Origin of the sequence: Prauserella isguenensis, assembly GCF_014191605.1 — a bacterium.
GTDB classification, from domain to species: domain Bacteria; phylum Actinomycetota; class Actinomycetes; order Mycobacteriales; family Pseudonocardiaceae; genus Prauserella; species Prauserella isguenensis.
In genome coordinates this window covers 1,406,060-1,429,168 of sequence record NZ_JACHWU010000001.1, presented here as the reverse complement: position 1 = coordinate 1,429,168, position 23,109 = coordinate 1,406,060, and the positions used below count along the sequence as shown (strand labels likewise).

Genomic DNA, 23,109 nt, shown 5'->3' with positions numbered 1-23,109 from the left:
TGCCCGTCCCGCATGACGAACGCGCCCCAGGTCTGCGTACCCAGGACGCGCGTACCGACAAGCTTATCTCGCCACACACGGTGCGTTCCAGGACATTGCACGCTCTACTATTGAGCACCATGACGACCAGCACCTCGGACGAGCAGGCGACCGGCAACCGAAAGCCCCTGCTGATGCGCCTCGGCATCGGACTGTTCGCCATCGGCATGCTCGCCGTGATCGTCGTGTTCGTCCTGTTCGCGGCCGGGATGGAAGACCTCCCGGTGTGGCTGTCGGTCGCGGCGGGCGTCATCACGCCGCTCGGCCTCGGGCTCGGGCTCATCGCCCTCGTCCGCGAACACAAGGGCTCCTGACGCACAGGGATCGCGAACCGCCGTTCCCGGCGCCGCACGCCGCGGCCGGCGGCCTGCGAGCCGGTTACGGGAACGTGCGCCGCAGCCACTCCGGGAACTCGGTCAGCGCGTCGAGCACCACCTCAGCGCCCGCCTCGACGAGCTCGTCCCTCGAACACGGCCCGCTCAGCACGCCCACGGCGACCGCGCCGGCTGCCCTGGCGCCCACCATGTCGCCGATGTGGTCACCCACATAGACCGTCGCGCCGTGTTCGATCAGCGCCTCGGCCTTGCTCGCCGACCACAGGTCGCCGACGAGACGGTCCACCGGCAGGTCCAGCGCCTTGACGTGCAGGTCGGCGTTCGGCCCGTACTTGCCGGTGACCACGAGTGCCGTCGCGCCCAGATCACGGACGGCCCGCAGTGATTCCACCGCACCGGGCAGCGCCACCGTGCGCGGGATCACGATCTCGGGGTAGGTCGCGCGGAACTGGGTGATCAGGTCGGGGATCTTCTCCTCGGGTGTGCCGAACCCGCGCAGCGAGTGGTCGAGCGGCGGCCCGAGATGGGCGGCGAAGTGTTCCCCGTCCAGCGGCAGGTCGTTGTCCTCGCCGAGGCGGTTCATCGCCGCGACCATCCCGGGCCGCGGATCGATCAGCGTCATGTCCAGGTCGAATCCCACGCAGGTCAGCACCCGACCCACGGTAATCGCCCGTGTTGCGGATCCCGGGGCCCGTGTTGCGGATCCCAGGGCCCGTGTTGCAGATCCCGGGCCCGTGTTGCAGGTTCCGGAGCCACGGCGGCCCCGGTGCTCAGGCGTGGCCGGACCCGGCCAGGTCCTTCAGGCCCAGCAGCTCGACAGCCTGCTGTCGCATCTCGACCTTGCGCACCTTCCCGGTGACCGTCATGGGGAAGTCGTCGACGACCTGGACGTAGCGCGGAATCTTGTAGTGCGCCAACTTGCCCTGGCAGAACTCCCGTAGCGACTCGGCCGTCAGCGGCTCCGCGCCCTCACGCATCCGCACCCACGCCATGAGCTCCTCGCCGTACTTGGCGTCGGGCACGCCGATCACCTGGGCGTCGAGGATGTCGGGGTGGGTGTAGAGGAACTCCTCGATCTCGCGGGGATAGATGTTCTCGCCGCCGCGGATGACCATGTCCTTGATCCTGCCGGTGATGTTGACGTAGCCGTCGTCGTCCATCACGGCGAGGTCGCCGGTGTGCATCCACCGCGCCGAATCGATGGCCTCGGCGGTCTTGTCGGGCTGGTTCCAGTAGCCGAGCATCACCGAGTAACCGCGGGTGCACAGCTCGCCGGGTTCACCGCGTGGCACGGTCAGGCCGGTGGCCGGGTCGACGACCTTCACCTCGAGGTGCGGACCGACCCGGCCCACGGTCGACACTCGACGTTCGATGGTGTCGTCGGCCCGCGTCTGCGTGGAGACCGGTGACGTCTCGGTCATGCCGTAGCAGATCGACACCTCGGCCATGCCCATCCGCTCGATGACCTGTTTCATGACCTCGACCGGGCACGGCGAGCCGGCCATGATGCCGGTGCGCAACGTCGACAGGTCGTAGTCGTCGAAATCGTCCTCGGCGAGCTCGGCGATGAACATCGTCGGCACGCCGTAGAGGGAGGTGCAGCGCTCGGCCTGCACCGCCTGCAGCGAGGACTTCGGGTCGAACCCCGGCGCCGGGATCACCATGCACGCACCGTGACTCGTCGCGGCGAGGTTTCCCATCACCATGCCGAAGCAGTGGTAGAACGGCACCGGGATGCAGATCCGGTCCTGCTCGGTGTAGTTGCAGAGTTCGCCGACGAAGAATCCGTTGTTGAGGATGTTGTGGTGCGACAGCGTCGCACCCTTGGGGAATCCCGTCGTGCCGGACGTGTACTGGATGTTGATCGGGTCGTCGGCGGACAGTCCCTTCGACACGGCGGCGAGTGTCGCCGCGTCACCGCCCGATTCGAACAGTTCCGTCCACTCCGGACGGCCCAGCAGCACGACATCCGACAGCGCATCGCAACGCGGGCGCACCTCGTCGATCATCGCGGCGTAGTCGGAGGTCTTGAAGCTCTCCGCCGCGACGAGCATGCGAATACCCGACTGGTTGAGCACGTACTCGAGCTCGTGCGCGCGGTATGCCGGGTTTATGTTGACCAGGACCGCACCGATCTTGGCCGTCGCGTATTGCGTCAACGTCCATTCCGGACAGTTCGGTGCCCAGATACCGACCCGGTCGCCCTTCGACACGCCCTTCGCGAGCAGTCCGAGCGCCAGCGCATCGACGTCGGCCTGCAACTCGCGATACGTCCACCGCCGCCCCGAGGGCAGGTCGACCAGCGCGTCGCGATCCCCGTGGGCCGCCACCGTCCGGTCGAAGTTGTCGCCGATCGTGTCGCCGAGCAGCGGGACGTCCGACGTTCCGGACGCGTAACTGGGCAGGGCGGGCGCGGTGGCGGGCGAAGTCATGGTGTGCTCCTCGGGCGTCAGCATTGACGTTTCCGCCGGTCAGTCTAGGGACCTGAGCGCCGGCAGGCCATGACTCGCAAGGGGGTCGAGTGGCAGGAGTCGACGACGGGCCGCGGCGCCGGCCGCGCGTTCTACTGTGTGGCCATGCGCCTCTACGTCGTCGACGCCTTCACCGACACCGCCTTCCGAGGAAACCCCGCCGCGATCGTGCTGCTCAGCGAGCCCGCCGACGAGCACTGGATGCAGCATGTGGCCGCGGAGATGAAGCACGCCGAGACGGCGTTCGTCGTCACCACGCAGGAGCCGAAACCGCTCCGCTGGTTCACGCCGACGACCGAGGTGTCGCTATGCGGACACGCGACGTTGGCGGCGGCGCACGTGCTGGGCGGCTCGCAGACGTTCACCACGGCCTCCGGTGAGCTGCGATGCACCCGGTCGGACGCGGGCATCGACATGCGTTTCCCCGCCGACCCGCCCACCGAGACCGTCGACGTGGACGTCTCCCGCGCACTGCCGTCGCTGCCGGTGACCGAAGTGCGGCGTAGTGCCGGATTCCTGCTGGTCGTCAGTGACGACACCACCGCCGTGCGCGCCTGCGAACCGGACCTCGACGCGCTGGCCGGCCTGCATGCGCATTCGGTGATCGTCACCGCGCCGTCCGACGCAACCGGCGTCGACTTCGTCAGCCGCATGTTCGCCCCGGCCATCGGCATTCCGGAGGATCCCGTCACCGGGTCGGCGCACTGCGTACTGGCGCCGTACTGGGCGCAGCGACTCGGCCGCAGCGAGCTCACCGGCGAACAGGCCTCCCCGCGCGGCGGCATCGTCGGTGCCCGCCTCGACGGGGACGACGTCGTCCTCTCCGGCAGCGCCGTCACGATCGTCGAAGGCACCCTCGTCGCCTGATGTCGCACCGCTGACCGTCACACCGCTGACCGTCGCCGCTGACCGTCGCCGCTGGCCATCGCACCGCTGACCGTCGCCACCCTGAACGTCGCATCGCCCGGTGGTCCGACCGGAGCGGGCCGACCGGCGGGGAGGTGCGTGAGACCCGGCGCTCAGCGGGTGGCCGACGCAGGGCCGGTTCCGGAACACTGGCGAGGTGACCTTCTTGCTGAACGTGATCTGGCTCGTGTTCGCCGGCTTCTGGCTGGCGGTCGGCTATCTGGTCGCGGGCATCGTGTGCTGCATCCTGGTCGTGACGATCCCGTTCGGCCTCGCATCCCTGCGTATCGCCCGATATGCGCTGTGGCCGTTCGGGCGCACGATCACCGAACGCCGCGATGCCGGCGTGCCGTCGCTGATCGGCAACGTGCTGTGGCTGTTGCTCGCCGGCTGGTGGATCGCGCTGTGCCACCTCGTCACGGGCCTGCTGCTGTGCGTCACGATCATCGGCATCCCGCTCGGCGTCGCCAACATCAAACTCGTTCCCGTGGCGCTCGTGCCGCTGGGAAGGGAGATCGTGCCGACGTAGGTGACGTCTCGCGTGCGTGACGGTGGCGGCGGCGCCGTCAGCGCGGCACCTCCACGTCGGCCACGACGGCCCTGTGGTCCGACGCCGTGGCGGCGAGGTCCGTGTCGGGCACGTACGCGTCGAGCACGTCGACCTCCTCGGACACGGCCGCGTAGTCGATGCGCTTCGCCGGAACCTCCGCGGGGTACGTCGGGCCTTCGCCGGTACCCGCCTCGCCGTATGCGTCGGTCAGCTCCGTCCACAGTGGATCGAGTTCCGGTGCGGCGGGTTCGGCGTTGAAGTCGCCCAGGAGCACGCGCGGCGCGCCGGAGTCGGCTGCGAGGATGTCGAGCGTCTCCGCCACCTGGGTCTCGCGGGTCGACGGGTCGCCGCGGTAGTCGAGGTGGGTCGAGTAGACGTGGACGAGTGTGCCGCGAGCCCGGACGACGACCTCGGCGAAGCCCGGCATCGGCTGCGGCCCGGCTTCGGGGCCCTGTGTGGACAACCGCGTGAGTTCGTGGTTGGTGAAGTCCGCGATCGGGAATCGCGACAGCACGGCGGTGCCGTACTCGCGGCGCGGGTCCCCGGCCTGCGGAGGGTCGAACGAGTAGATGGGCGCGAACCGCGCATGCATGCCGAGCTCGTGGGCGAGTTCGCCGATCACCGAACGGTATTCGCTGCGGTCGCCCCAGTGTCGGTCGACCTCCTGCAGGGCGACGACGTCGGCGCCGGTTTCCGCGATGGCGTTCGCGGTGCGGTCGATGTCGAACTCCCCGTCCGCGCCGATGCCCGCGTGGATGTTGTACGACGCGACGGTGATCTCGACCGGTGGCGGTCCGCCCGAGGGTGGCCCTGCCGACGCCGCGGGACCGGCGAGCCCCACGGCGAACAGCGTGGTGGCGAGGACGGTGGCGGTCCGCTTCATCGGATACTCCCGGGCTTCGACGACGATCGGTCCGGACCTTATGCGGCCTCGACCACCCCGCCAACCACGACCGCGTGAATATCCCGACCACGCCTCGTAACAGGCTTCATTACCCCACGGGCACCTGGGGGGCGTTGAGTGGCACCGAGGTGCCCGTGGGGCACCGACCGCCTACACCCGGTCGGCCCAGTGATCAGTCCTCGGGCACGTACGGCAACGGGACGACGAGGCAGGGGCCGCCCGCGAACAGGCCGGCGTCGATGCCGAGGACCCGCCCGCCCGCGTACAGGTACGGCTGCTCGATGTCGACCGGGTGGATGCCGAGCTGGTCGGCGATCACGCTGTGGCCGTGCACGATCCGTTCCCCGCCGAGTTCGTCGAGCAGGGCGCGGGCCGCGTCCTGGCCGTGCGGCCCGCGGAACGCGTACCGCGTGGTCATCCGCCGCCACACATCCCACCACCGGGACAGGTCGTCACCCGCCAGCACGTCGTGGACCGTTTCGTTGATCTTCTCGATCGACGAGCCCCACTCGAGATACTCCAGGGTGTCGGAGTGCATCAGCAGGTGGTCGCCGTCGCACGCGAGCATCGGCCGCGTCGCCAGCCATTCGACGAGCTCGTCGGTCAGCCCGTCCTGGTCGGCCTGGCATCCACCGTTGATCTCCCAGCTACGCGCGAAACTCCGCGGACCGAAATCGGACGGCACGTCCCGGTCGCCGAACCGGTGGACACCGAGCAGCAGGATCTCGTGGTTGCCGAGCAGCGTCTCGACGCGCCCGCCCACGTCGGCGGCCTGGCGTTGCAACTCCCTGACCAGTTCGATGGCGCCGATGCCGTCGGGCCCGCGGTCGACGAAATCCCCCAGGAACCACAGCGTCGCGGTACCGCCCGACCAGTCGTCGGCATCGTCGATGAGGCCGCGCTCACGCAGTGCGTCGGCCAGTTCGTCGCGGTGTCCGTGCACGTCACCGACGACGAACATGTCCCCGTCCATCACTCTTCGACTTTACGCCCTCCGCCCGCCACGACGACTGCCTCCACCGGCTCCGGACTCACGGCGCGGCGGCGGGAGGTCAGCCCGCTCCGAACGGGTCCGCGGTGCGGCCCACGAGGTCGGCGATCGTGTCGACGACCAGGGTCGGCTTGAACGGGTACCGGTCGGCGGATTCGCGGGTCGAGATCCCGGACAGCACCAGCACGGTCTTCAACCCCGCCTCGATGCCGGAGTGCACGTCGGTGTCCATGCGGTCGCCGATCATGATCGTGTGCTCCGAGTGGGCGCCGAGCGAGCGCAGCGCGGACCGCATCATCAGCGGATTCGGTTTGCCCACGTAGTACGGCGACTTGCCGGTGGCGCGTTCGATCAGCGCGGCGATCGACCCGGTGGCGGGCAACACGCCCTCGCGACTGGGCCCCGTCGGGTCGGGATTGGTGGCGATGAAGCGGGCACCGCGCTCGATCAGCCTGATGGCGCGCGTGATGGCGGTGAAGCTGTAGGTCCGGGTCTCCCCGAGCACGACGTAGTCAGGGTCGGTCTCGGTGAGGATGTAACCGGCCTCGTGCAGCGCGGTGGTCAGACCGGCCTCGCCGATGACGAACGCCGACCCGCCGGGGCGCTGCTCCTGCAGGAACTTCGCCGTCGCGAGCGCCGAGGTCCAGATCGCCGACTCGGGTACGTCCAGACCACTGTGCAGCAGCCGCGCCCGCAGGTCACGCGGGGTGTAGATGGAGTTGTTGGTCAGCACCAGGAAATCCACGCCTGCGGAGCGCAGCTCGGCGAGGAAGTCATCGGCGCCCGGCACGAGGTGCTCCTCGTGGACGAGCACGCCGTCCATGTCGGTGAGGTACGTCCAGGGAGTGTTCGACGAGGCCATGCGCCCACCTTAGGGCTCGGCGGCCGGGAACGGCGACGGCGACTCCACCGCGGGGTGCACGGCGACCGCCGCGGCCTTCACCTCCAGCCGCACCGGCGAGCCCGGTTCCAGTCCGAGCTCGGCGACGGAGGCGGGCGTCAGATCGGCGGCGATTCCAGCCTCGGCACCTGCCTCACCCGCGGTGCGGAGGCTGATCACGGCGCCGTGCGGTTCGAGTGAGGACACCCGCGCGTCGACGACGTTGCGCGGACTGCCCGTGTGCGGCGCATCCGCCGGGTGTACCGCGACGGCGCCCGGGGCGAACACCGCGACGGCCGGCTCGCCTGCCACGCAGTCGCCGGAGGGAACGCCGGCGACGAACCGTCCGTCCGTGGCGCGCAAACCGCCGTCGGCGGCCAGCCCGGAGACGAGGTTCAGGCCGGCGATCCGCGCCGTGAACGGCGTGCGCGGCGCGGCCAGCACCTCCTTCACCGGTCCGCGCTCGACGATCCGCCCGGCGTCGAGGACCACGACGTCATCGGCGAGGGCCAGCGCGTCGAGCGGGTCGTGGGTGACGAGCACGGCACAGCGATCGCCGCCGGTCACCTCGCGCCCGGTTCCGGAAAGCTCGTCACCGGAGTGTCCGTCGCGGGAGTGACTGCGCCGCAGGACTCTCCGCAACAGTCCGCGTACAGCGGGCGACGCGTCGACGTCCAGCGCCGACAGCGGTTCGTCGAGCAGCAGTGCCCGCGGCCCGCCCGCCAGCGCGCGGGCGACGGCGACCCGCTGAGCCTGCCCACCGGACAGCTGCGCGGGCCTACGGCGGGCGAACCCGGCGGCATCGACCTCCTTCAACCACGCGCGCGCCTGCGCGCGTGCGCGCACGCGTGAGACACCCTGCGACCGGGGGCCGAACGCCACGTTCTCCACGACCGTCAGGTGCGGCAGCAGCAGCGGATCCTGGGCGAGCAGGCCGATACCGCGGTCGTGGACCGGCACCTGCACGCCCGGGACGCTGGTCAGGGTCCGGCCACCGAGCGTCACCGTTCCGCGCCCGGGTACCAGCAGTCCGGCCAGGCACTGCAGCAGCGTCGACTTGCCGGACCCGTTGGGCCCGAGCACCGCCAGCACACCGCCGGCCGGCACCTCGAACGCCACGTCCAGCGTGAACCGCCCGCGCCTCACGGCCACGTCCACGTGCAGGCTCATCGGTCGAACGCCTTCGGCCTGGCCACCGCGATCACCACGACAGCGACGACGATCAGCAGCAACGCCAACGCCACGGCGCTGTCGACGTCGGCCTGCGCCTGCGCGTACACCTCGAGCGGCAACGTCCGCGTCACTCCTTCCAAACTGCCCGCGAACGTGATCGTCGCACCGAACTCGCCCAACGCCCGCGCGAAGCTCAGCACGGCACCGGAGCCGAGCGCGGGTAACAGCAACGGCACGGTCACGCGGCGGAACACGGTCCAGGGGCGGGCGCCGAGGGTGGCCGCGACCAGTTCGTAGCGCTGCCCGCTCCCGCGCAGCGCCCCTTCGAGGCTGACGACGAGGAACGGCATCGCCACGAACGTCTGTGCGATCACCACGGCCGTCGTCGTGAACGGCACGCTCACGCCAGCCACGACGTCGAGCAGGTAACCGAGGAATCCGTTGCGGCCGAGCAGGTACAGCAGCGCCAGGCCACCCACGACGGGCGGCAGCACCAGCGGCAGCAGCACCACGGCACGCACGAGCCGCACGCCGCGGCCCCTCGCCCTCGCCAGCACGACGGCCAGCGGCACGCCCAGCACGACGCACGCGATCGTCGACAGGGAGGCAGTGACCAGTGACAACCGCAGCGCGCTCAGGGCGGCGGACGACGTCAGCAGCTCCGGCAGGCGTGCGTAGTCGGTCCGCACGAGCAGGCCGACGACCGGTAGCACGACCAGTGCGAGCGCGAGCCCCGCGGGGATCCACAACACCCACGGTAGGCCCGGGTTCCGGTTGCGTGTCCTGCGCGAGCGCAGCCCACCGCCGGACGTCACGGTGTCGGTGGGCACGTCCTCGGTGGGCACGGCGTCCGTGGGCACGTCGTCGGTGGGCACGGCGTCGGTGGGCACGGCGTCGGTGGGCACGGCGTCGGTGGGCACGGCGTCGCGGCGCCTGCCGTCACGGCGTGCCAAAACCGGCCTCCCCGAGCACCCGGCGCCCCTCGTCGCCGAGAACCAGGTCCCGGAACTCGGCGGCGAGCTCGGGCTCGGCGGCACGGGCGGAGACGGCGATCGGGTACCGGTTCTCGGCGCGGGACGCCTGCGGAATGCGTACCTCCTCGACCTTCCGTGCCGCCGCCTGCACGTCCGTGCGGTACACGAGCCCGGCGTCGGCCTCGCGGGTGACGACCTTGTTGAGCACGTCCTTGACGTCCTGTTCCTCGCTGGCCGGACTCAGCGACGTCCCGGCCAGTTTCGCGACCTGCCGGGCCGCGGCCCCGCACGGCACCTGCGGCTGGCACACCACGACGGTCGCGCCGCCTCGCTCCAGGTCCTCGAAGTTCTGGATGCCTGCCGGGTTGCCGGGCGGCACGGCGATCGTCAGCCGGTTGGTCGCGAACGGCTCCGGCTCGCCGTCCATGTCGGCTGCCACGTCGGCCATCGTCTGCTCGTCCGCCGAGGCGAACACGTCCGCGGGCGCGCCCTCGGCGATCTGGCTGCCGAGTGTCGACGAGCCCGCGAGGTTGAGCCGCACGTCGACGTCCGGGTGCCGCTGCTCGAAGGCCTTCTCCAGCAGGCCGAACGGCTCGGTGAGCGAGGCCGCAGCGAACACGTTCAACGTCCGCCCCTCCGAGCCGCAGGCGACGGTGCCGACGGCGACCGCCGCGGCCAGCACGACCGCGCCGGCCCGCCTGCTGCGCAGGGCCCGCCGCACGCCCTGTCGCCCGGCCGGCCTCATCGGACACCTCGCGGCGTCTCGACGATCACCTGGGTCGCCTTCACCACGGTCACCGCGAGCTCGCCCGGTTTCAGGCCGAGTTCCCGCACCGCCTCCGCACTCATCAGCGACACCACGCGGTGGGGGCCGCACTGCACCTCGACCTGCGCCATGACCCCGTCCGCGACGACCTCGGTGACCAGGCCGACGAACCGGTTCCGTGCCGACCTGCCGATCTCGCTGGGATCGGCCGACTCTGCCGTCCGGTCCTCCTCGGCCGACCGCACCGCCTGCCTCCTGGCGAACGCCGCCAACTCGGCGCCGTCGACCACCTTGCGGCCCGCGTCGTCCTCGCCCGCCTCGAGCTGCCCCGCGCGCACCCACCTGCGGACGGTGTCGTCGCTGACGCCCAGCAACCGCGCCGCGTCGGAGAACCGAAAATGCGTCATGAAACGAAGATTATCTCCGCATCTGCGGTGTGGCCATCGCCTGACGTCGAACCGGTACCAATTCGGTGCGTTCGCGATCTCACACACTGTCGGTCCCCGGCACTAGGGTGAGTGGTGATGGCAGCGGAATCGGCGGCAGGCCACGCGACAGGCCACGGCACCGGGAACGGCACCGGGAACGACACGGGGAGCGCTGTGAACCTCGGCACCCCGGCGGTGCCCGGCGCGCGCTCCTCCGGCCCTGGCGCGACGACGCCACGGCCGGACAACCCGGCGTTGATCGACACCTTCGGCAGGGTCGCCACCGACCTGCGCGTCTCGCTGACCGACAAGTGCAATCTGAGGTGCAGCTACTGCATGCCCGCCGAGGGTCTCGAGTGGATGCCCGGCGACCAGGTCCTCAGCGACGACGAGCTCGTCCGCCTCATGGACATCGCCGTCGGCAGGCTCGGCGTGACCGACATCCGACTCACCGGTGGCGAACCGCTGCTGCGGCCGAACCTCGAAGAGCTGGTCGCGAGGATCACCTCGCTCGAACCACGGCCGCGGCTGTCGATGACGACGAACGGCATCGGCTTCGCCAAGCGCGCCGGAGCGTTCGCCGAGGCGGGCCTGAACCGCATCAACGTCTCGCTCGACTCCGTGAACCCGGAGACGTTCGAGCGCATCACCCGCCGCGACCGGCTGCGCCACGTGCTCGACGGCCTGGCCGCGGCCCGCGAGGCCGGCCTCGAACCGGTCAAGATCAACGCCGTCCTCATCCGGGGAGAGAACGACCACGAGGCGACGTCGCTGCTGCGGTTCGCGCTGGAGAACGGCTACCACCTGCGGTTCATCGAACAGATGCCGCTCGACGCTCAGCACGGCTGGGACCGGGCGAACATGATCACCGCGACCGAGATCCTCGATCTGCTCTCGACCGAGTTCACACTCACCCCCAGCCCGGCGGAACGAGGCGGTGCACCGGCCGAACGCTGGCTCGTCGACGGCGGCCCGGCCGAGGTGGGCGTGATCCCATCGGTCACGCGGCCGTTCTGCGCCGCGTGCGAGCGCACCCGCCTGACCGCGGACGGCGCGGTCCGCTCCTGCCTGTTCAGCAACGACGAGACGGACCTGCGCATGCTGCTCCGCGGTGGCGCGAGCGACGAGGACATCGCGAACGTCTGGCGTGACACGATGTGGGGCAAACTCGCCGGACACGAGATCAACGAGGCCGGGTTCGCACAGCCACTCCGGCCGATGAGCTCGATCGGAGGCTGAGCGCGTGCCGGTTACCGGGACGAGAGTGCGCGTGCGGTACTTCGCGTCCGCACGCGCGGCCGCAGGAGTCGAGTCCGAGGCCCTCGAGCTGCCCGACGGTGCCACGGTGGCCGACGCGATGGCGGCGTTGCGCACCCGCCACCCCGGTTCGCTGCCGCGGATCCTCGACGCCGCGAGCTTCCTCGTCGACGGCGTCGCCGTGCGCGACCCGGACCGGCCGCTGCCCGCCGATGGGGAACTCGACGTGCTGCCGCCGTTCGCGGGCGGCTGAAACGGGTCGGGCGCGGCGACCGGCACGAACAACCGGGTCGGCCCAGCGGCAGGGCCTACCGCCGACCCACAGTGGCAACGCCGGACTCAGCGTCGCTGAGTGGGGCTGTGATCGGCACTCCACCGTCCGGCGCCCTTCCCCACCGAGCGCGGTCGCGCGCCACTCACAGCGCCACACAGTCGACACATGCCGTTCACCGCGACGTACCCCGACTCCGGGACGCGGTCGATGGTCCGACCCACGTTCGGCGAACCGGTCGTCCGGACCTCTGCGCTTGGACCGAACGAATCAACTCCTTCGGGTGGTTTGTCCGGACCGAGCGTGATGCCACAACTCCAGACCCGCGGCCGGGACGAGGCGCACTCGCCGTCCGGAATCACCCCGGGTGACGGAGGCTCGCCGGTCCGGACCTTCACCGTCCTGGAGTTACCGCCGAGTTCGCCGGGCCGCCACGCGGCCGATCGACTACGGCAACACGGTCCTGCAACCGGCTCCCGCGCGACCGTCTCAAGTGTCCGATTCGCCGGTTCGGACCACTGCGAAGTGGCCTGCACGAACGGTCCATTCGCGCCAAAACCACGTGACACAAGCCTCACGAAGAGTAAAAGATCTCGGAACGGAAACGGCGCCATAACGGCAGGCTGACCTGCAATGACGGCGTCATCGCAGAAGGTTGCACGTCGTTACTGTGACTTAGCACACATACTCGAAAATTTCCGATCGGCGTTCTCGTTACGTACCGTCGCATCTCGGTTGGCCCCGACCGACCACGAGCAAGACCGGGATTCCGACGCGCCGAACCCAGTCCGCGGATTCCCGGAACCGACCCCGAGCGAAAGAACTTCTGGACTGGGACGAGAGGGAAACGGAGCCGAACCCGCGGCACGTGCCGGCATCCCGAAAGCCGGCCAGGCTCATGTGGCCTGCCCTGTTCCACGTAAGGCGCGGAAGGCGAGACCGAGTCGAAAATGGCTTATCGAGGCAAGCACCGTAAGTCCTCCACCGCTTCGCGCACCATGGCCCGGGTCGCTGTCGCGGGCCTGGCCGTGGGCGCTCCGCTGGCGCTGGCTGCGACCCCCGCGCAGGCCCAGAGCGTGAACTGGGACGCCATCGCCGAGTGCGAGAGCGGCGGCGACTGGAGCATCAACACCGGCAACGGCTACTACGGCGGCCTGCAGTTCTCCCAGAGCACCTGGGAGGCCTACGGCGGCAGCGGCAACCCGGCCAACGCCTCGCGTTCCCAGCAGATCGCGGTCGCCGAGCGCGTGCTCGACGGCCAGGGCATCGGCGCGTGGCCGGTGTGCGGCGCTCAGGCCGGCTCCACCGGCAGCTACGAGAGCAGCAACACCGAGGGCAGCGCCCCGGCGCCGGCCGAGGAGGAAACCGCCGAGGCCCCGGTCCAGGAGGAGTCCGCCCCGGCCCCGGAGCCCGCCCCGGCGCCGGTCGCCAAGTCCAACCCGGACGGCGACTACAAGGTGAAGAAGGGCGACACGCTCAGCAAGATCGCCAAGAAGCAGAACGTCGAGGGTGGCTTCCAGAAGCTCGTCGAGCTGAACGAGGGCTACATCAACAACCCCGACTTCATCGTGGTCGACCAGAAGATCGCCACCAAGTGATCGACTGACTCCGACCTTCCCGCAAGGCGCGGTTGCTGAGCGGCGTCGGACGCCGGCTCCGCCCAGCAACGTAGGGCCCCACCGTGTCCCCCGGACGGTGGGGCCCTACGCATGTCGGAAACCTTATCGAGCAATCCGGTTGATGCGAATGTCAGCGGGCGCACTCCCACGGACGGAGCAATCCAGGACGCAACCGCATCCGACGGCAACCTCGGCCGAGCACGCCCACGTCGGTCCGGTCGGCTGTCCGGCCGAGCGCCCACCAGCCGGTTCCGTCAGGGGCTGTTGACCCACTCGTCCGTGCCGTCGGTGAACCACTGGTGCTTCCACACCGGCAGGCGCGCCTTGACCTCGTCGACGAGGTCCGAACACGTCGCGAACGCTTCGCCGCGATGCTCCGCGGCGACGGCACACGCCAGAGCCACGTCCCCGATCTCCAAGGATCCGATGCGGTGGCTGACAGCGACCGCGCGTACTCCGCGACGGCGCTTCGCCACGTCGGCGACCACCTCGGCCACGACCGACGGCGCCGAAGGATGGCCCTCGTAGTACAGGGACGACACGGTGCGTCCGCCGTCGTGGTCGCGCACCACGCCGCTGAACGTCACCACCGCCCCGGCCGCGTCGTCGCCCACCAGCTCGGCGTGCTCGTCGACGGACAACGGGTCCTCGGTGACGTCGGCACGCAGAATCCGCACCGCAGCACCGGCGTCGCCGGCCCCGGATCCGCCGTCCCGCGCATGGTCTCCGCCCTGCAGCTGGTCGATCGCGTGGTCCAGCACCGGCTCCAACACGCCGAGCCCGTCCTTCACCCCGCCGGTCGACCCGGGCAGATTCACGATCAGCGTCCTGCCCGCCACGCCCGCGAGCCCGCGTGACAGCTTCGCCGTGGGCACGGCGTCGGCCCCTGCGGCCCGCACTGCGTCGGCGAGCCCCGGCACCTCCCTGTCCAGCACGGCGGCGGTCGCCTCCGGGGTGCGGTCGGTCGGCGAGATGCCGGTGCCGCCCGTCGTGAGGACGACATCGACCCCCGCGGCCAGGCACTCACGCAGCGCCTGTTCCACCGGAGCGCCGTCGCCGACGACGATCGGATCGGGCGCCGCGTACCCCCTGGAGGTCAGCCACGCCGTGATCAGCGGACCGGTGCTGTCCTCGTACACGCCCGTCGATGCACGGTTCGACGCGACGACGACCCTGGCCTCCCGGCTCATCGCTCACCGCCCGCGTGCTCGTCCGAACCCTGCGCTGCCCGGTCGCCGCGGAGGTACTCGTCGCGGCTCCACGTGCCGGTCTTGCCACCGTCCTTCGTCTCGAGACGGACGTCGTCGAGCGTCGCGGCCGGGTCGACGGCCTTGATCATGTCGTGGAGCGCCAGCCCCGCGACCGTGACCGCCGTCAGCGCCTCCATCTCCACGCCCGTCCGGTCGCTCGTGCGCGCCATTCCCTCGATGCGCACCGCGGTGTCCTCGAGCTCGAAGCTCACGTCCACCTTCGTCAACGCGATCTGGTGGCACAGCGGGATGAGTTCGGGCGTCTTCTTGGCTCCCATCACCCCCGCGATCCGGGCGGTGGCCAGCGCGTCGCCCTTCGGCAGCCCACCTCCCGAGATCAATCCGATGACCTCGGCGGTCGTACGCATCCGGCCACTGGCGACGGCCGTGCGGGCGGTGACGTCCTTCGCGGACACGTCGACCATTCGGGCGTTGCCGGACTCGTCGACGTGGCTGAGTTCCCTCGCTGGCTGGCTCACACCGTCGAGGCTACTTCGCCTGCTTGCCCCCCGTCGCCTGCACCGCCGCGGACTTGACGGCTTCCGCGACGGCGGGGGCGACAGCGTTGTCGAACACGCTCGGCACGATGAACGAGGCGTTGAGCCGGTCGTCGACGACATCGGCGACGGCGTTCGCGGCGGCGAGGAGCATCTCGTCGTCGATGTCGCGCGCGTGGGCGTCGAGCAGGCCGCGGAACACGCCCGGGAACGCCAGCACGTTGTTGATCTGGTTCGGGTAGTCGCTGCGGCCCGTGGCGACTACGGCGGCGTGCTGCTGCGCCTCGATCGGATCGATCTCCGGGTCCGGGTTGGCGAGCGCGAACACGACCGGGTCGTCGTTCATCGTGGCGACCTGTTCGGCGCCGAACAGGTTCGGCGCCGACACCCCGATGAACACGTCGGCGCCCGCGAGAGCCTCGTGCAGGCTGCCGGTCATGCCGTCGGCATTGGTGTGCTCGGCGACCCACTGCAGGTTGGGGTCCATGTTCTCGCGTCCGGTGTGGACGATGCCGTCGATGTCGACCGCGATCACGTCGGCCGGGTTCCTGCGCAACAGGAGCCGGATGATCGCCGAGCCGGCCGCGCCGACACCGCTGACGACGACCCGGCAGTTCTCGATGTTCTTCGCGACCACGCGGAGGGCGTTGCGCAGCGCGGCCATCACGACGATGGCGGTGCCGTGCTGGTCGTCGTGGAAAACGGGGATGTCGAGCTGCTCACGCAGCCGGGCCTCGATCTCGAAACAACGGGGCGCGGCGATGTCCTCGAGGTTGATGCCCGCGTAGACCGGCGCCAGCGCGCTCACCGTGCGGATGATCTCCTCGGTGTCCTGCGTGTCCAGGCACACGGGCCAGGCGTCGACGTCGGCGAACTTCTTGAACAGCGCCGCCTTTCCCTCCATGACGGGAAGTGCGGCACCGGGCCCGATGTTGCCCAGTCCGAGGACCGCCGAACCGTCGGTGACGACCGCGACGGTGTTGCGCTTGATCGTCAGCCTGCGCGCGTCCTCGGGGTTGGCCGCGATCGCCTGGCACACACGGGCGACACCCGGCGTGTAGGCACGCGAGAGATCATCACGGTTCTTCAACGCGACCTTGGGGCTCACCTCGAGCTTGCCGCCGAGGTGCATGAGGAACGTGCGGTCGGAGATCTTGCGCACCTTGACGCCCGGCAGCGCGTTCAGCGCCGTTGTGATGTCCTCCGCGTGGTCGGCGGAGGAGACGTTGGCCGTGATGTCGACGACGATGGCTTCGGCGTCCGACCCGACGACGTCGAACGCCGTCAGCACGCCGCCGACCTTTCCCACCGCGGTCGTCAGATCCCCGGCCGCGCTGGCCGACGGCGGCGCGTCGACTCGAACGGTGATCGAATAACCCGGGCCGGGAACCGGCATTGTCACTACCCCCGTGTGGTCAGGGAACTGCAGGATTCGCCTGTCAACACTAGCGGCGTGGCGGGCGTCACCGGCCCCCGACCGGGTGACTGACCAGTAACTTCGCGCTGCTCACCGGCAGTGCGAACGCCCGGGTCAGGCGCGCTTGTTGATCTCGGTCTGCGGGTGCTCGTACGGCACCGACTCGAGCGGGAACGACACGTCCCCGAAAGGAGAGAGGGCGCCCTGCCGGTCGGCGGCGAGTTCCGACACGGGGTGGCCGTCGTCGACCTCCGGCCATTCCGGGTCGATCCGGTCGTTCTTCCGCTCGCTGGCCTTCGCCACGTCGTCCTCCATCGCCTCGGTCCGCGGATGTGCCCGCGCGTGCGCACAGCGCAGGCCTTTCGACTCCAGCACAGTGTGCCCGATGCCGGAACCCGGGAGATATCCTGGTCACGATGCCCGCCCTCGCTCTCGCGGACTGGTTGCGCTCGCTGCCGGACGACCGAATGGCCTCGTTGCTGCGCGCTCGCCGGGACCTGGCGACGCCGCCGCCGTCCGATTCCACCGTCCTCGCGACCCGAGCGGGCACGCCGGGGTCCATAGCGAGGGCCTGTGAGCAGCTCGACTCGGCCACGCTGGCCACCTACGAGGGGCTCGTCGTCGCCGGCGCCGACACCGAACCGGTCACCCCGGAGCGACTGGCCGAGTTGTTGGGCGACGAGCCCGCGCCGGCAGGCCTGTTCGAGCTCGCGTTGGCGTGGGACGATCCCGAGACCGGCGAGATTCAGATCCCGCCCGGCGCACGGGAGACGTTCGGCCCGTTCCCGGCGGGCCTCGGCGATTCGGTGCCCTCGTTGGCCGATACCGAGTTCGACACGCTGGATCTCGGCGACGACGAGCGCGCGCTGCTGCGGAAGCTGTCCGCGGGCCCGCCGATCGGCCGTACCCGTGACGCCGCGGCCGACGTCCCGCTGTCACGGGCCGAGACGCCGGTGCAGAAGCTGCTCGCGCGCGGCCTGCTGGTCCGCCGCGACGAATCGACCGTCGAACTGCCCCGCGAGCTCGGGCTGGCCCTGCGCGGCGGGGCGATCCACCGGGAGGGCGAGCTCGCCGAACCGGAACTGCCCGTCCATCCGCACGGCCAGTCCACAGTGGATGAGGCGGGTGCGGGCGAGGCGATGGAGCTGCTGCGCCACGCCGAGGCCTTGCTGCGCACATGGTCCGACACGCCGTCGCCGGTACTGAAGTCGGGCGGGCTCGGCGTACGGGAGATCAAGCGGCTGGCACGCGAGGTGGACGTCGACGAGACCCGGTTGGCGCTGCTCGCCGAGCTCGTCGCCGGTGCGGGCCTGGTCGCGGCGAGCGACGACGCCACGCCCGCATGGGTGCCGACCACGCTGACCGACTCGTGGTTGTCGTCGCCGCCAGCGATCCGGTGGATGACGCTCGCCCAGGCATGGCTGGACCTGCCTCGGCTGCCGGGCCTGGCCGGACAGCGGGACGAGAAGGACAAGGCGCTGGCCGCGTTGTCCGAGGAACTGCGCAGGCCGAACGCGCCGATGCTGCGCAGGCGGGTCCTGAGCACACTGTCGGAGTTGTCGGGCGGCGCGGGTGTGAAGAGCGTCGACGAGCTCGTCGCCTACCTCGCCTGGCACGCACCGCGCAAGGGCGGACGGCTGCGCGACGAGATCGCCCGCGCGACGATGTCCGAGGGCGCCGCGCTCGGCATGGTGGCGCTCGGCGCCATCACCTCCGCCGCGGCGGCCCTGCTCGACGACGACGCGCACACCGCGGCGAGCGCCATGGCCGACGCGATGCCGAGACCGGTCGACGAGGTCCTCGTCCAGGCCGACCTGACCGTCGTGGCCCCCGGCCCGCTCGAGGCGGACCTGGCCACGGCGATCAACGCCGTCGCCGACGTCGAATCGGCAGGCCACGCGACGGTCTACCGCGTCACCGAGGGCTCCGTCCGGCGGGCGCTCGACACCGGCCGCACGGCCGACGACCTGCACGAACTGTTCCGCACCCGCTCGGCGACACTCGTTCCGCAGGGATTGACGTACCTGATCGACGACGTCGCCCGCAGGCACGGCCGGCTCCGCGGCGGCGCCGCCGCATCGTTCCTGCGCTGCGATGACGAGGTGCTCATCGCCGAGGTGATGGCGCACTCCGTGGCACGCGACCACGAGCTGCGGCGGATCGCGCCGACCGTGCTCGTCAGCCCGTTTCCGCTGGCCGAGGTGCTCGACGCGCTGCGCGGCGCCGGGTTCACGCCCGCCGCCGAGGGCCCCGACGGGCGGATCCTGGATCTGCGTCCCAGCGGACGTCGGATTCCGGCCAGGAACCGGCCCAGCCAGCGCACCGCCCACGCGCCGGCGCCGATCAGCGAGGAGCAGGTCTCGGCCGTGCTCACGCACATCCGCGCGGGCGATCGCGCGGCGACGACGCGGCGAGGCACGACCGTCCGGCTGCCCGCGGGTGGCGGGGCGGACACCTCCGCCACCATGGCGCTGCTGGCCCAGGCCACGCGCGAACAGCGCGAGGTATGGATCGGGTTCGTCGACTCCCACGGCACGGCCACGCAGCGCATCGTCACCCCGGTGCGCGTCGGCAGCGGCATCCTCGAAGGGTCCGACAACGAGCGCTACCCGCTGCACCGGATCACGTCAGCGGCCCTCGTCGAGGCCTGAGCCAGAACACGCGCGAACGGGCAGCCGCGCGTCAGCGTGTCGTTGGGGCCGTGGCCGGGCGGCGGGCAGGCGCAGCACACGCGGGTTACAGGGCTTTGAGACCTTCCAGGATGCGTTCCATGAAGGCCTGGGAGGAACGATCACCGGTCACCCTGCCGGGCCGCTGGATCGACACGGCTCCGGCGTCGGCCAGGTCGGAGACGATCACCTTCACCACGCCCAACGGCAGCCGCGCGTACGCGGCGATCTCGGCGATCGACTTGATCTCCTCCGTGCACAGGTCACAGATGAACCGCTGCACGGTGGAGGCCACGGCTCCGGACGCGGTGGCGCCCGCGACGTCGTAGGCCGACACGAGGGACTCGAGCTGGAGGTCCGTCGCGGGCGCGACGCGTCCGCCCGTGCGCGCGTACGGCCGCACCAGCGACCGGTGCATCCGTCGCGGTTCCGCCGGCTCCGCCGCCCCGCCATATCCGGATGCGCTGTGTCCGGATGCGCCTTGTCCGGATGCGCTGTGTCCGCTCTGCGCCCCGCCTCGGGAGGCGGGCGGGAACGACGGCGACGACGAGCTCCGCCGCGGCGCGGGCGGCCGTGATTCCGGTGGGAACGCCTCGGAAGGCGGCTGGTCCGCCGAAAACGGCTCCGACGCCGGCGGCTGGTACGGCGACGGTGCGGGCGGGAACTGGTGCTCGTTCCGGGAGTGCCCCGGCTGCGGCGGAGGCGGGAACCGCTCGGCGGAGTGCCTGCCGGGCGGGTGCTGGCCCGCCGGTGGCCGCCCTGGCGCGGGCTGCCGCGGCAGGCTGCCCAGGTCGAATCGGTCCGGGGCGTCGTACTCCCGGTCCCCGCCCTCGTGCAGCGCGTCCCAGTCCGACGGGTCCCACTCGCGCGCCGGAGTCACCGCGCCTCACCACCGCTGCGCAGCGCGGCGCCGCCGTCCTGGCCCAACCGATCGGCCAGCACCGCCATCTCGTAGGCGAGCACGCCGATGTCGGCCGACGGGGCCGCCAGTGCCGCCAGGCACGAGCCTTCGCCGACCGACATGAGGAACAGGTAACCGCGATCCATCTCGACGACAGTCTGGTTGACGCGGCCGCCGTTGAACGACTCCGCCGCGCCGTGCGTCAGTGACACCAGGCCCGACGCGACCGCCGACAGCTGGTCGGCCCGGTCCCGCGGCAGTCCGTCGGACGCCGACAGCAGCATCCCGTCGGCGGACACCACGACCGTGTGGGCGGCACCGGAGACCCGGCGCACGAAGTCGGTGAGGAGACCGCCGACGTCGCCGCGGGTCCCGGGATCGGTCACTGTCCCTCCTTCGCACGCGCACATCGGCCCGGGCCTCAGACTATTAGGCGCCCGCACGGGGTTCGACCTCGAGGCCCCGGCTACACGCGGTTTCACCTGAGCGGCGGCACACCGCGCCGCACGGCGCACGCAACAGCGCACGTCACCGCGTAGCCGGCAGTGACCACGTCACTTCCCATCGGCCGCCAGCGTCCAGCGCCGCAGGTTCTCCGCGCGTCTCGGGCGAGGACAGCGACGACGGGGTGCTACGACGACCTGGTGCTACGACGACGGGATGCGCGAACCCAGCCGGCGAAGCGCTCCATGGGGCGTGGCCGGCCAGGCGGGTGAGCCTGAGGTTCTGCTACCCGCACCGCCACACAGCCCGTATGACTTTTCCCGTCAACCGGCCTGGAGGGCGGAGTCGTGGGCGATGGCGTGCTGCACGACGGAGATGAGCACCTGTTTGGCGGAGTCCCGCTGCCGCGCGTCACAGGCCATGATCGGCACGGACGGCGAGATCGTCAGCGCGTGCCGGACGTCTTCGATCGAGTGGTGCAGCAGCCGGTCGAAGCAGTTGATGGCCACGATGTACGGCAACTTGCGGTTCTCGAAGAAGTCGATCGACGGGAACGCGTCCGCCAACCGCCGCGTGTCGACGAGGACGACCGCGCCGATGGCGCCCTTCGCCAGGTCGTCCCACATGAACCAGAACCGGTGCTGGCCCGGCGTGCCGAAGACGTACAGCACGAGGTCCGAGTCCAGCGAGATCCGGCCGAAGTCCATGGCGACCGTGGTGGTCGCCTTCTGCGGCGTCGCGGACAGATCGTCCACCGACACGCTCGCCTCGGTCATCGACGCCTCGGTCGTCAGCGGGTCGATCTCCGACACCGCACCGACCAGGGTCGTCTTTCCGACGCCGAAACCACCCGCGACCACGATCTTCGTCGAGGACGTGGGTCCCCCAGCGGCAGGCGCAGCTGTGTCGGAATCAAATTCGCCGAAGGCCACTGAGAACCCTTTCCATGAATTCGATACTGGGCCGGTCGCCCACCATGGTGTTCGTGTTCGGGGAGTGCACCAGCACCAGGCCCAGACCGGCAACGTCACCTACCAGAACCCGCACCACGCCGAGCGGCATCTTCAGCAGGGCGGCCACCTCGGCGACCGACCTGGTGTCGAGGCAGAGCCCGCAGATGTGCTTGTGTTCCGGCACGCGCACCCCGTCGAGCCGCCTGCCCCGCTCGGACGTCGAGATCAGTGTCTCGATGGCGAGGTCCTGGCTCGGCCGGGTGCGGCCTTTCGTCCGGAAGTACGGCCGGACCAGTCCGGAGCTCTCGGACGGTGTTTCCTCGGGCACCGGTCCGGAGCCTCCCAGGTCGATCCGCTGCGGTCCGAACGTGTCGCCCGACGACTGGCGGGGTACGGGCGACGGGCGGAACCCGTCGTCGACGGGCGGGAACCGTCCGGTGCCGAAGTCGCCGGTACGCCACTCGCCGGTGTCGGCGGGGCCGCGACCGAAGTCGTCATCGTAGCGGTCGAAGTCGCGGGCGAACTCGTTTGGTCCGCTCAGAGAGTTCTCCGCGTACGGGACGTGGTAGCCGCTGCTGAAATCCGGGTGCTCGCGTTCGGGCGGGCCGCTGTCGCGGTGCGGTACGTCGTGCGAGCCGTAGAGCTCCGAGCCGGGGCCACCCAACAGCCGTTCCCGGTACTCGGACACGCTGAAGTCGGCGGGATCGCCCGCTTCCTCGTCGGAGGGGTACAGCCAGTCGCTGCCGCGGTCCACCCGCTTGCTTGGTCTGATCGGCCGCCACGCCTCGTCGGCGCGACCGTCCTGCTCGTCCGGCGGGCGGGGTTGTTGCCCCCGGTCCCACCGTCGATCACCTCGTGAGTGCCCGGAATCCACGGCGGTCTCCTCAGTGTGTGCTCACTGTCGGTGGATACATCATCGGCAGCCTCGCGCCAAGTCCTGGTGACGGTGAGCTCACCGGCGGGTGCTTCCCTGCAGCTGGGCTCGCAGTTCCGGGGTCATCTGCTGGCCGACGCGGTCGACCAGCAACGTCATCTCGTACACGACCAGGCCGATGTCACTGTCCGGCGCACCGAGCACGGCGAGGCAGGAGCCGTCGGAGACCGACATCAGGAACAGGAAACCGTTGGCCATCTCGACGACCGTCTGGGCCACCGGGCCGCCCTCGAAGACCTGGGCGGCACCGCGTGCCAGGGACGTCAGTCCGGACGCAACCGCGGCGAGTTGGTCGGCACGGTCCTTCGGCAGGCCCTTCGAGGAGGCCAGCAGCAGCCCGTCCGCGGACACGACCACGGAATGTGCGACGCCGGGGACCCGGTGCACGAAGTCGGTGATGAGCCAGGCGAAGCTCCCGGCCTGGCCGGAATTGCCCTGCCGGGGCGTACCCGGCTGCATCGAACCAGCGCGTGTCAACTC

25 protein-coding genes are annotated in these 23,109 nt (G+C 70.6%); 7 read left to right on the top strand and 18 right to left on the bottom strand.

Annotated features, from left to right (window positions below; all coding sequences use genetic code 11):
* Positions 1–119 precede the first annotated feature (119 nt).
* Positions 120–353 (top strand): hypothetical protein, encoded by a 234-nt coding sequence (locus FHS23_RS06670; protein ID WP_183649357.1) that lies wholly within the window; start codon positions 120–122, stop codon positions 351–353.
* Between the two features lie 64 nt (positions 354–417).
* Here the strand turns inward: FHS23_RS06670 and FHS23_RS06665 are convergent, their stop codons facing one another.
* Together FHS23_RS06665 and FHS23_RS06660 are read right to left on the bottom strand one after the other, a co-directional pair.
* Positions 418–1,026: an HAD hydrolase-like protein gene (locus FHS23_RS06665; RefSeq protein ID WP_183649354.1), complete on the bottom strand. Its 609-nt coding sequence runs from the start codon at positions 1,024–1,026 to the stop codon at positions 418–420.
* A 118-nt stretch (positions 1,027–1,144) separates the two neighbouring features.
* Entirely contained in the window at positions 1,145–2,806 is a 1,662-nt protein-coding gene (locus FHS23_RS06660) for an AMP-binding protein (protein WP_183649352.1), read from the bottom strand.
* Positions 2,807–2,950: 144 nt separating this feature from the next.
* Here FHS23_RS06660 and FHS23_RS06655 point away from each other — a divergent pair, with 144 nt between their 5' ends.
* Together FHS23_RS06655 and FHS23_RS06650 are read left to right on the top strand one after the other, a co-directional pair.
* A complete protein-coding gene (locus FHS23_RS06655; protein ID WP_183651071.1) occupies positions 2,951–3,712 on the top strand; it encodes a PhzF family phenazine biosynthesis protein in 762 nt (253 codons plus the stop codon).
* 196 nt (positions 3,713–3,908) lie between these two features.
* Positions 3,909–4,280 (top strand): YccF domain-containing protein, encoded by a 372-nt coding sequence (locus FHS23_RS06650; protein ID WP_183649349.1) that lies wholly within the window; start codon positions 3,909–3,911, stop codon positions 4,278–4,280.
* Positions 4,281–4,317: 37 nt separating this feature from the next.
* Here the strand turns inward: FHS23_RS06650 and FHS23_RS06645 are convergent, their stop codons facing one another.
* The 7 genes from FHS23_RS06645 to FHS23_RS06615 form a co-directional block, all read right to left on the bottom strand.
* Entirely contained in the window at positions 4,318–5,184 is an 867-nt protein-coding gene (locus FHS23_RS06645) for an endonuclease/exonuclease/phosphatase family protein (protein ID WP_183649346.1), read from the bottom strand.
* Positions 5,185–5,377: 193 nt separating this feature from the next.
* Positions 5,378–6,178, bottom strand: coding sequence for a metallophosphoesterase (locus FHS23_RS06640; RefSeq protein ID WP_183651068.1), 801 nt, complete (start codon positions 6,176–6,178; stop codon positions 5,378–5,380).
* A gap of 79 nt (positions 6,179–6,257) precedes the next feature.
* Positions 6,258–7,058 (bottom strand): HAD-IIA family hydrolase, encoded by an 801-nt coding sequence (locus tag FHS23_RS06635; RefSeq protein WP_183649343.1) that lies wholly within the window; start codon positions 7,056–7,058, stop codon positions 6,258–6,260.
* Between the two features lie 9 nt (positions 7,059–7,067).
* Entirely contained in the window at positions 7,068–8,246 is a 1,179-nt protein-coding gene (locus FHS23_RS06630; RefSeq protein WP_183649340.1) for a sulfate/molybdate ABC transporter ATP-binding protein, read from the bottom strand.
* On the bottom strand, positions 8,243–9,046 hold the full coding sequence (locus FHS23_RS06625) for an ABC transporter permease (RefSeq protein ID WP_246381775.1): 804 nt from the start codon (positions 9,044–9,046) through the stop codon (positions 8,243–8,245). Before FHS23_RS06625 ends, FHS23_RS06630 begins: the two co-directional genes overlap by 4 nt.
* A gap of 142 nt (positions 9,047–9,188) precedes the next feature.
* The gene (gene modA, locus FHS23_RS06620) at positions 9,189–9,968 is read right to left on the bottom strand and encodes a molybdate ABC transporter substrate-binding protein (protein ID WP_183649338.1); all 780 of its coding nucleotides are present in this window, start codon (positions 9,966–9,968) and stop codon (positions 9,189–9,191) included.
* Complete coding sequence (locus FHS23_RS06615) at positions 9,965–10,396, bottom strand: TOBE domain-containing protein (protein WP_183649335.1); 432 nt, start codon at positions 10,394–10,396, stop codon at positions 9,965–9,967. Before FHS23_RS06615 ends, modA begins: the two co-directional genes overlap by 4 nt.
* A 117-nt stretch (positions 10,397–10,513) precedes the next feature.
* Here FHS23_RS06615 and moaA point away from each other — a divergent pair, with 117 nt between their 5' ends.
* From moaA to FHS23_RS06600, 3 genes are all read left to right on the top strand, one after another.
* On the top strand, positions 10,514–11,656 hold the full coding sequence (gene moaA, locus FHS23_RS06610; protein ID WP_183649332.1) for a GTP 3',8-cyclase MoaA: 1,143 nt from the start codon (positions 10,514–10,516) through the stop codon (positions 11,654–11,656).
* 4 nt (positions 11,657–11,660) lie between these two features.
* Entirely contained in the window at positions 11,661–11,927 is a 267-nt protein-coding gene (locus FHS23_RS06605; protein ID WP_183649329.1) for a MoaD/ThiS family protein, read from the top strand.
* A gap of 968 nt (positions 11,928–12,895) precedes the next feature.
* Positions 12,896–13,543: a LysM peptidoglycan-binding domain-containing protein gene (locus FHS23_RS06600; RefSeq protein WP_183649326.1), complete on the top strand. Its 648-nt coding sequence runs from the start codon at positions 12,896–12,898 to the stop codon at positions 13,541–13,543.
* A 275-nt stretch (positions 13,544–13,818) separates the two neighbouring features.
* On the opposite strand, the gene FHS23_RS06595 is transcribed toward FHS23_RS06600, so the two are convergent.
* From FHS23_RS06595 to FHS23_RS06580, 4 genes are all read right to left on the bottom strand, one after another.
* Positions 13,819–14,754, bottom strand: a complete 936-nt coding sequence (locus FHS23_RS06595; RefSeq protein ID WP_183649323.1) for a molybdenum cofactor biosynthesis protein MoaE — start codon at positions 14,752–14,754, stop codon at positions 13,819–13,821.
* Positions 14,751–15,293 carry a cyclic pyranopterin monophosphate synthase MoaC gene (gene moaC / locus FHS23_RS06590; RefSeq protein WP_343053688.1) on the bottom strand — a complete coding sequence of 181 codons (543 nt, stop codon included), beginning with the start codon at positions 15,291–15,293 and terminating at the stop codon, positions 14,751–14,753. Before moaC ends, FHS23_RS06595 begins: the two co-directional genes overlap by 4 nt.
* A 10-nt stretch (positions 15,294–15,303) precedes the next feature.
* Positions 15,304–16,707: an NAD-dependent malic enzyme gene (locus tag FHS23_RS06585; RefSeq protein ID WP_246381354.1), complete on the bottom strand. Its 1,404-nt coding sequence runs from the start codon at positions 16,705–16,707 to the stop codon at positions 15,304–15,306.
* A gap of 135 nt (positions 16,708–16,842) precedes the next feature.
* Positions 16,843–17,043 carry a hypothetical protein gene (locus tag FHS23_RS06580; protein ID WP_183649317.1) on the bottom strand — a complete coding sequence of 67 codons (201 nt, stop codon included), beginning with the start codon at positions 17,041–17,043 and terminating at the stop codon, positions 16,843–16,845.
* Positions 17,044–17,144: 101 nt separating this feature from the next.
* Here FHS23_RS06580 and FHS23_RS06575 point away from each other — a divergent pair, with 101 nt between their 5' ends.
* Entirely contained in the window at positions 17,145–19,379 is a 2,235-nt protein-coding gene (locus FHS23_RS06575) for a helicase-associated domain-containing protein (RefSeq protein WP_183649314.1), read from the top strand.
* A gap of 85 nt (positions 19,380–19,464) precedes the next feature.
* Here the strand turns inward: FHS23_RS06575 and FHS23_RS23685 are convergent, their stop codons facing one another.
* From FHS23_RS23685 to FHS23_RS06550, 5 genes are all read right to left on the bottom strand, one after another.
* Positions 19,465–20,277 (bottom strand): DUF742 domain-containing protein, encoded by an 813-nt coding sequence (locus FHS23_RS23685; RefSeq protein WP_343053687.1) that lies wholly within the window; start codon positions 20,275–20,277, stop codon positions 19,465–19,467.
* Positions 20,274–20,708 (bottom strand): roadblock/LC7 domain-containing protein, encoded by a 435-nt coding sequence (locus tag FHS23_RS06565; protein WP_183649310.1) that lies wholly within the window; start codon positions 20,706–20,708, stop codon positions 20,274–20,276. The genes FHS23_RS23685 and FHS23_RS06565 overlap by 4 nt, the downstream gene beginning before the upstream one ends.
* A 357-nt stretch (positions 20,709–21,065) precedes the next feature.
* Positions 21,066–21,674 (bottom strand): ATP/GTP-binding protein, encoded by a 609-nt coding sequence (locus FHS23_RS06560; protein WP_183649307.1) that lies wholly within the window; start codon positions 21,672–21,674, stop codon positions 21,066–21,068.
* Positions 21,655–22,467, bottom strand: coding sequence for a DUF742 domain-containing protein (locus FHS23_RS06555; RefSeq protein WP_425501106.1), 813 nt, complete (start codon positions 22,465–22,467; stop codon positions 21,655–21,657). The genes FHS23_RS06560 and FHS23_RS06555 overlap by 20 nt, the downstream gene beginning before the upstream one ends.
* 180 nt (positions 22,468–22,647) lie before the next feature.
* Positions 22,648–23,106: a roadblock/LC7 domain-containing protein gene (locus tag FHS23_RS06550; RefSeq protein WP_183649300.1), complete on the bottom strand. Its 459-nt coding sequence runs from the start codon at positions 23,104–23,106 to the stop codon at positions 22,648–22,650.
* Positions 23,107–23,109: the final 3 nt, after the last annotated feature.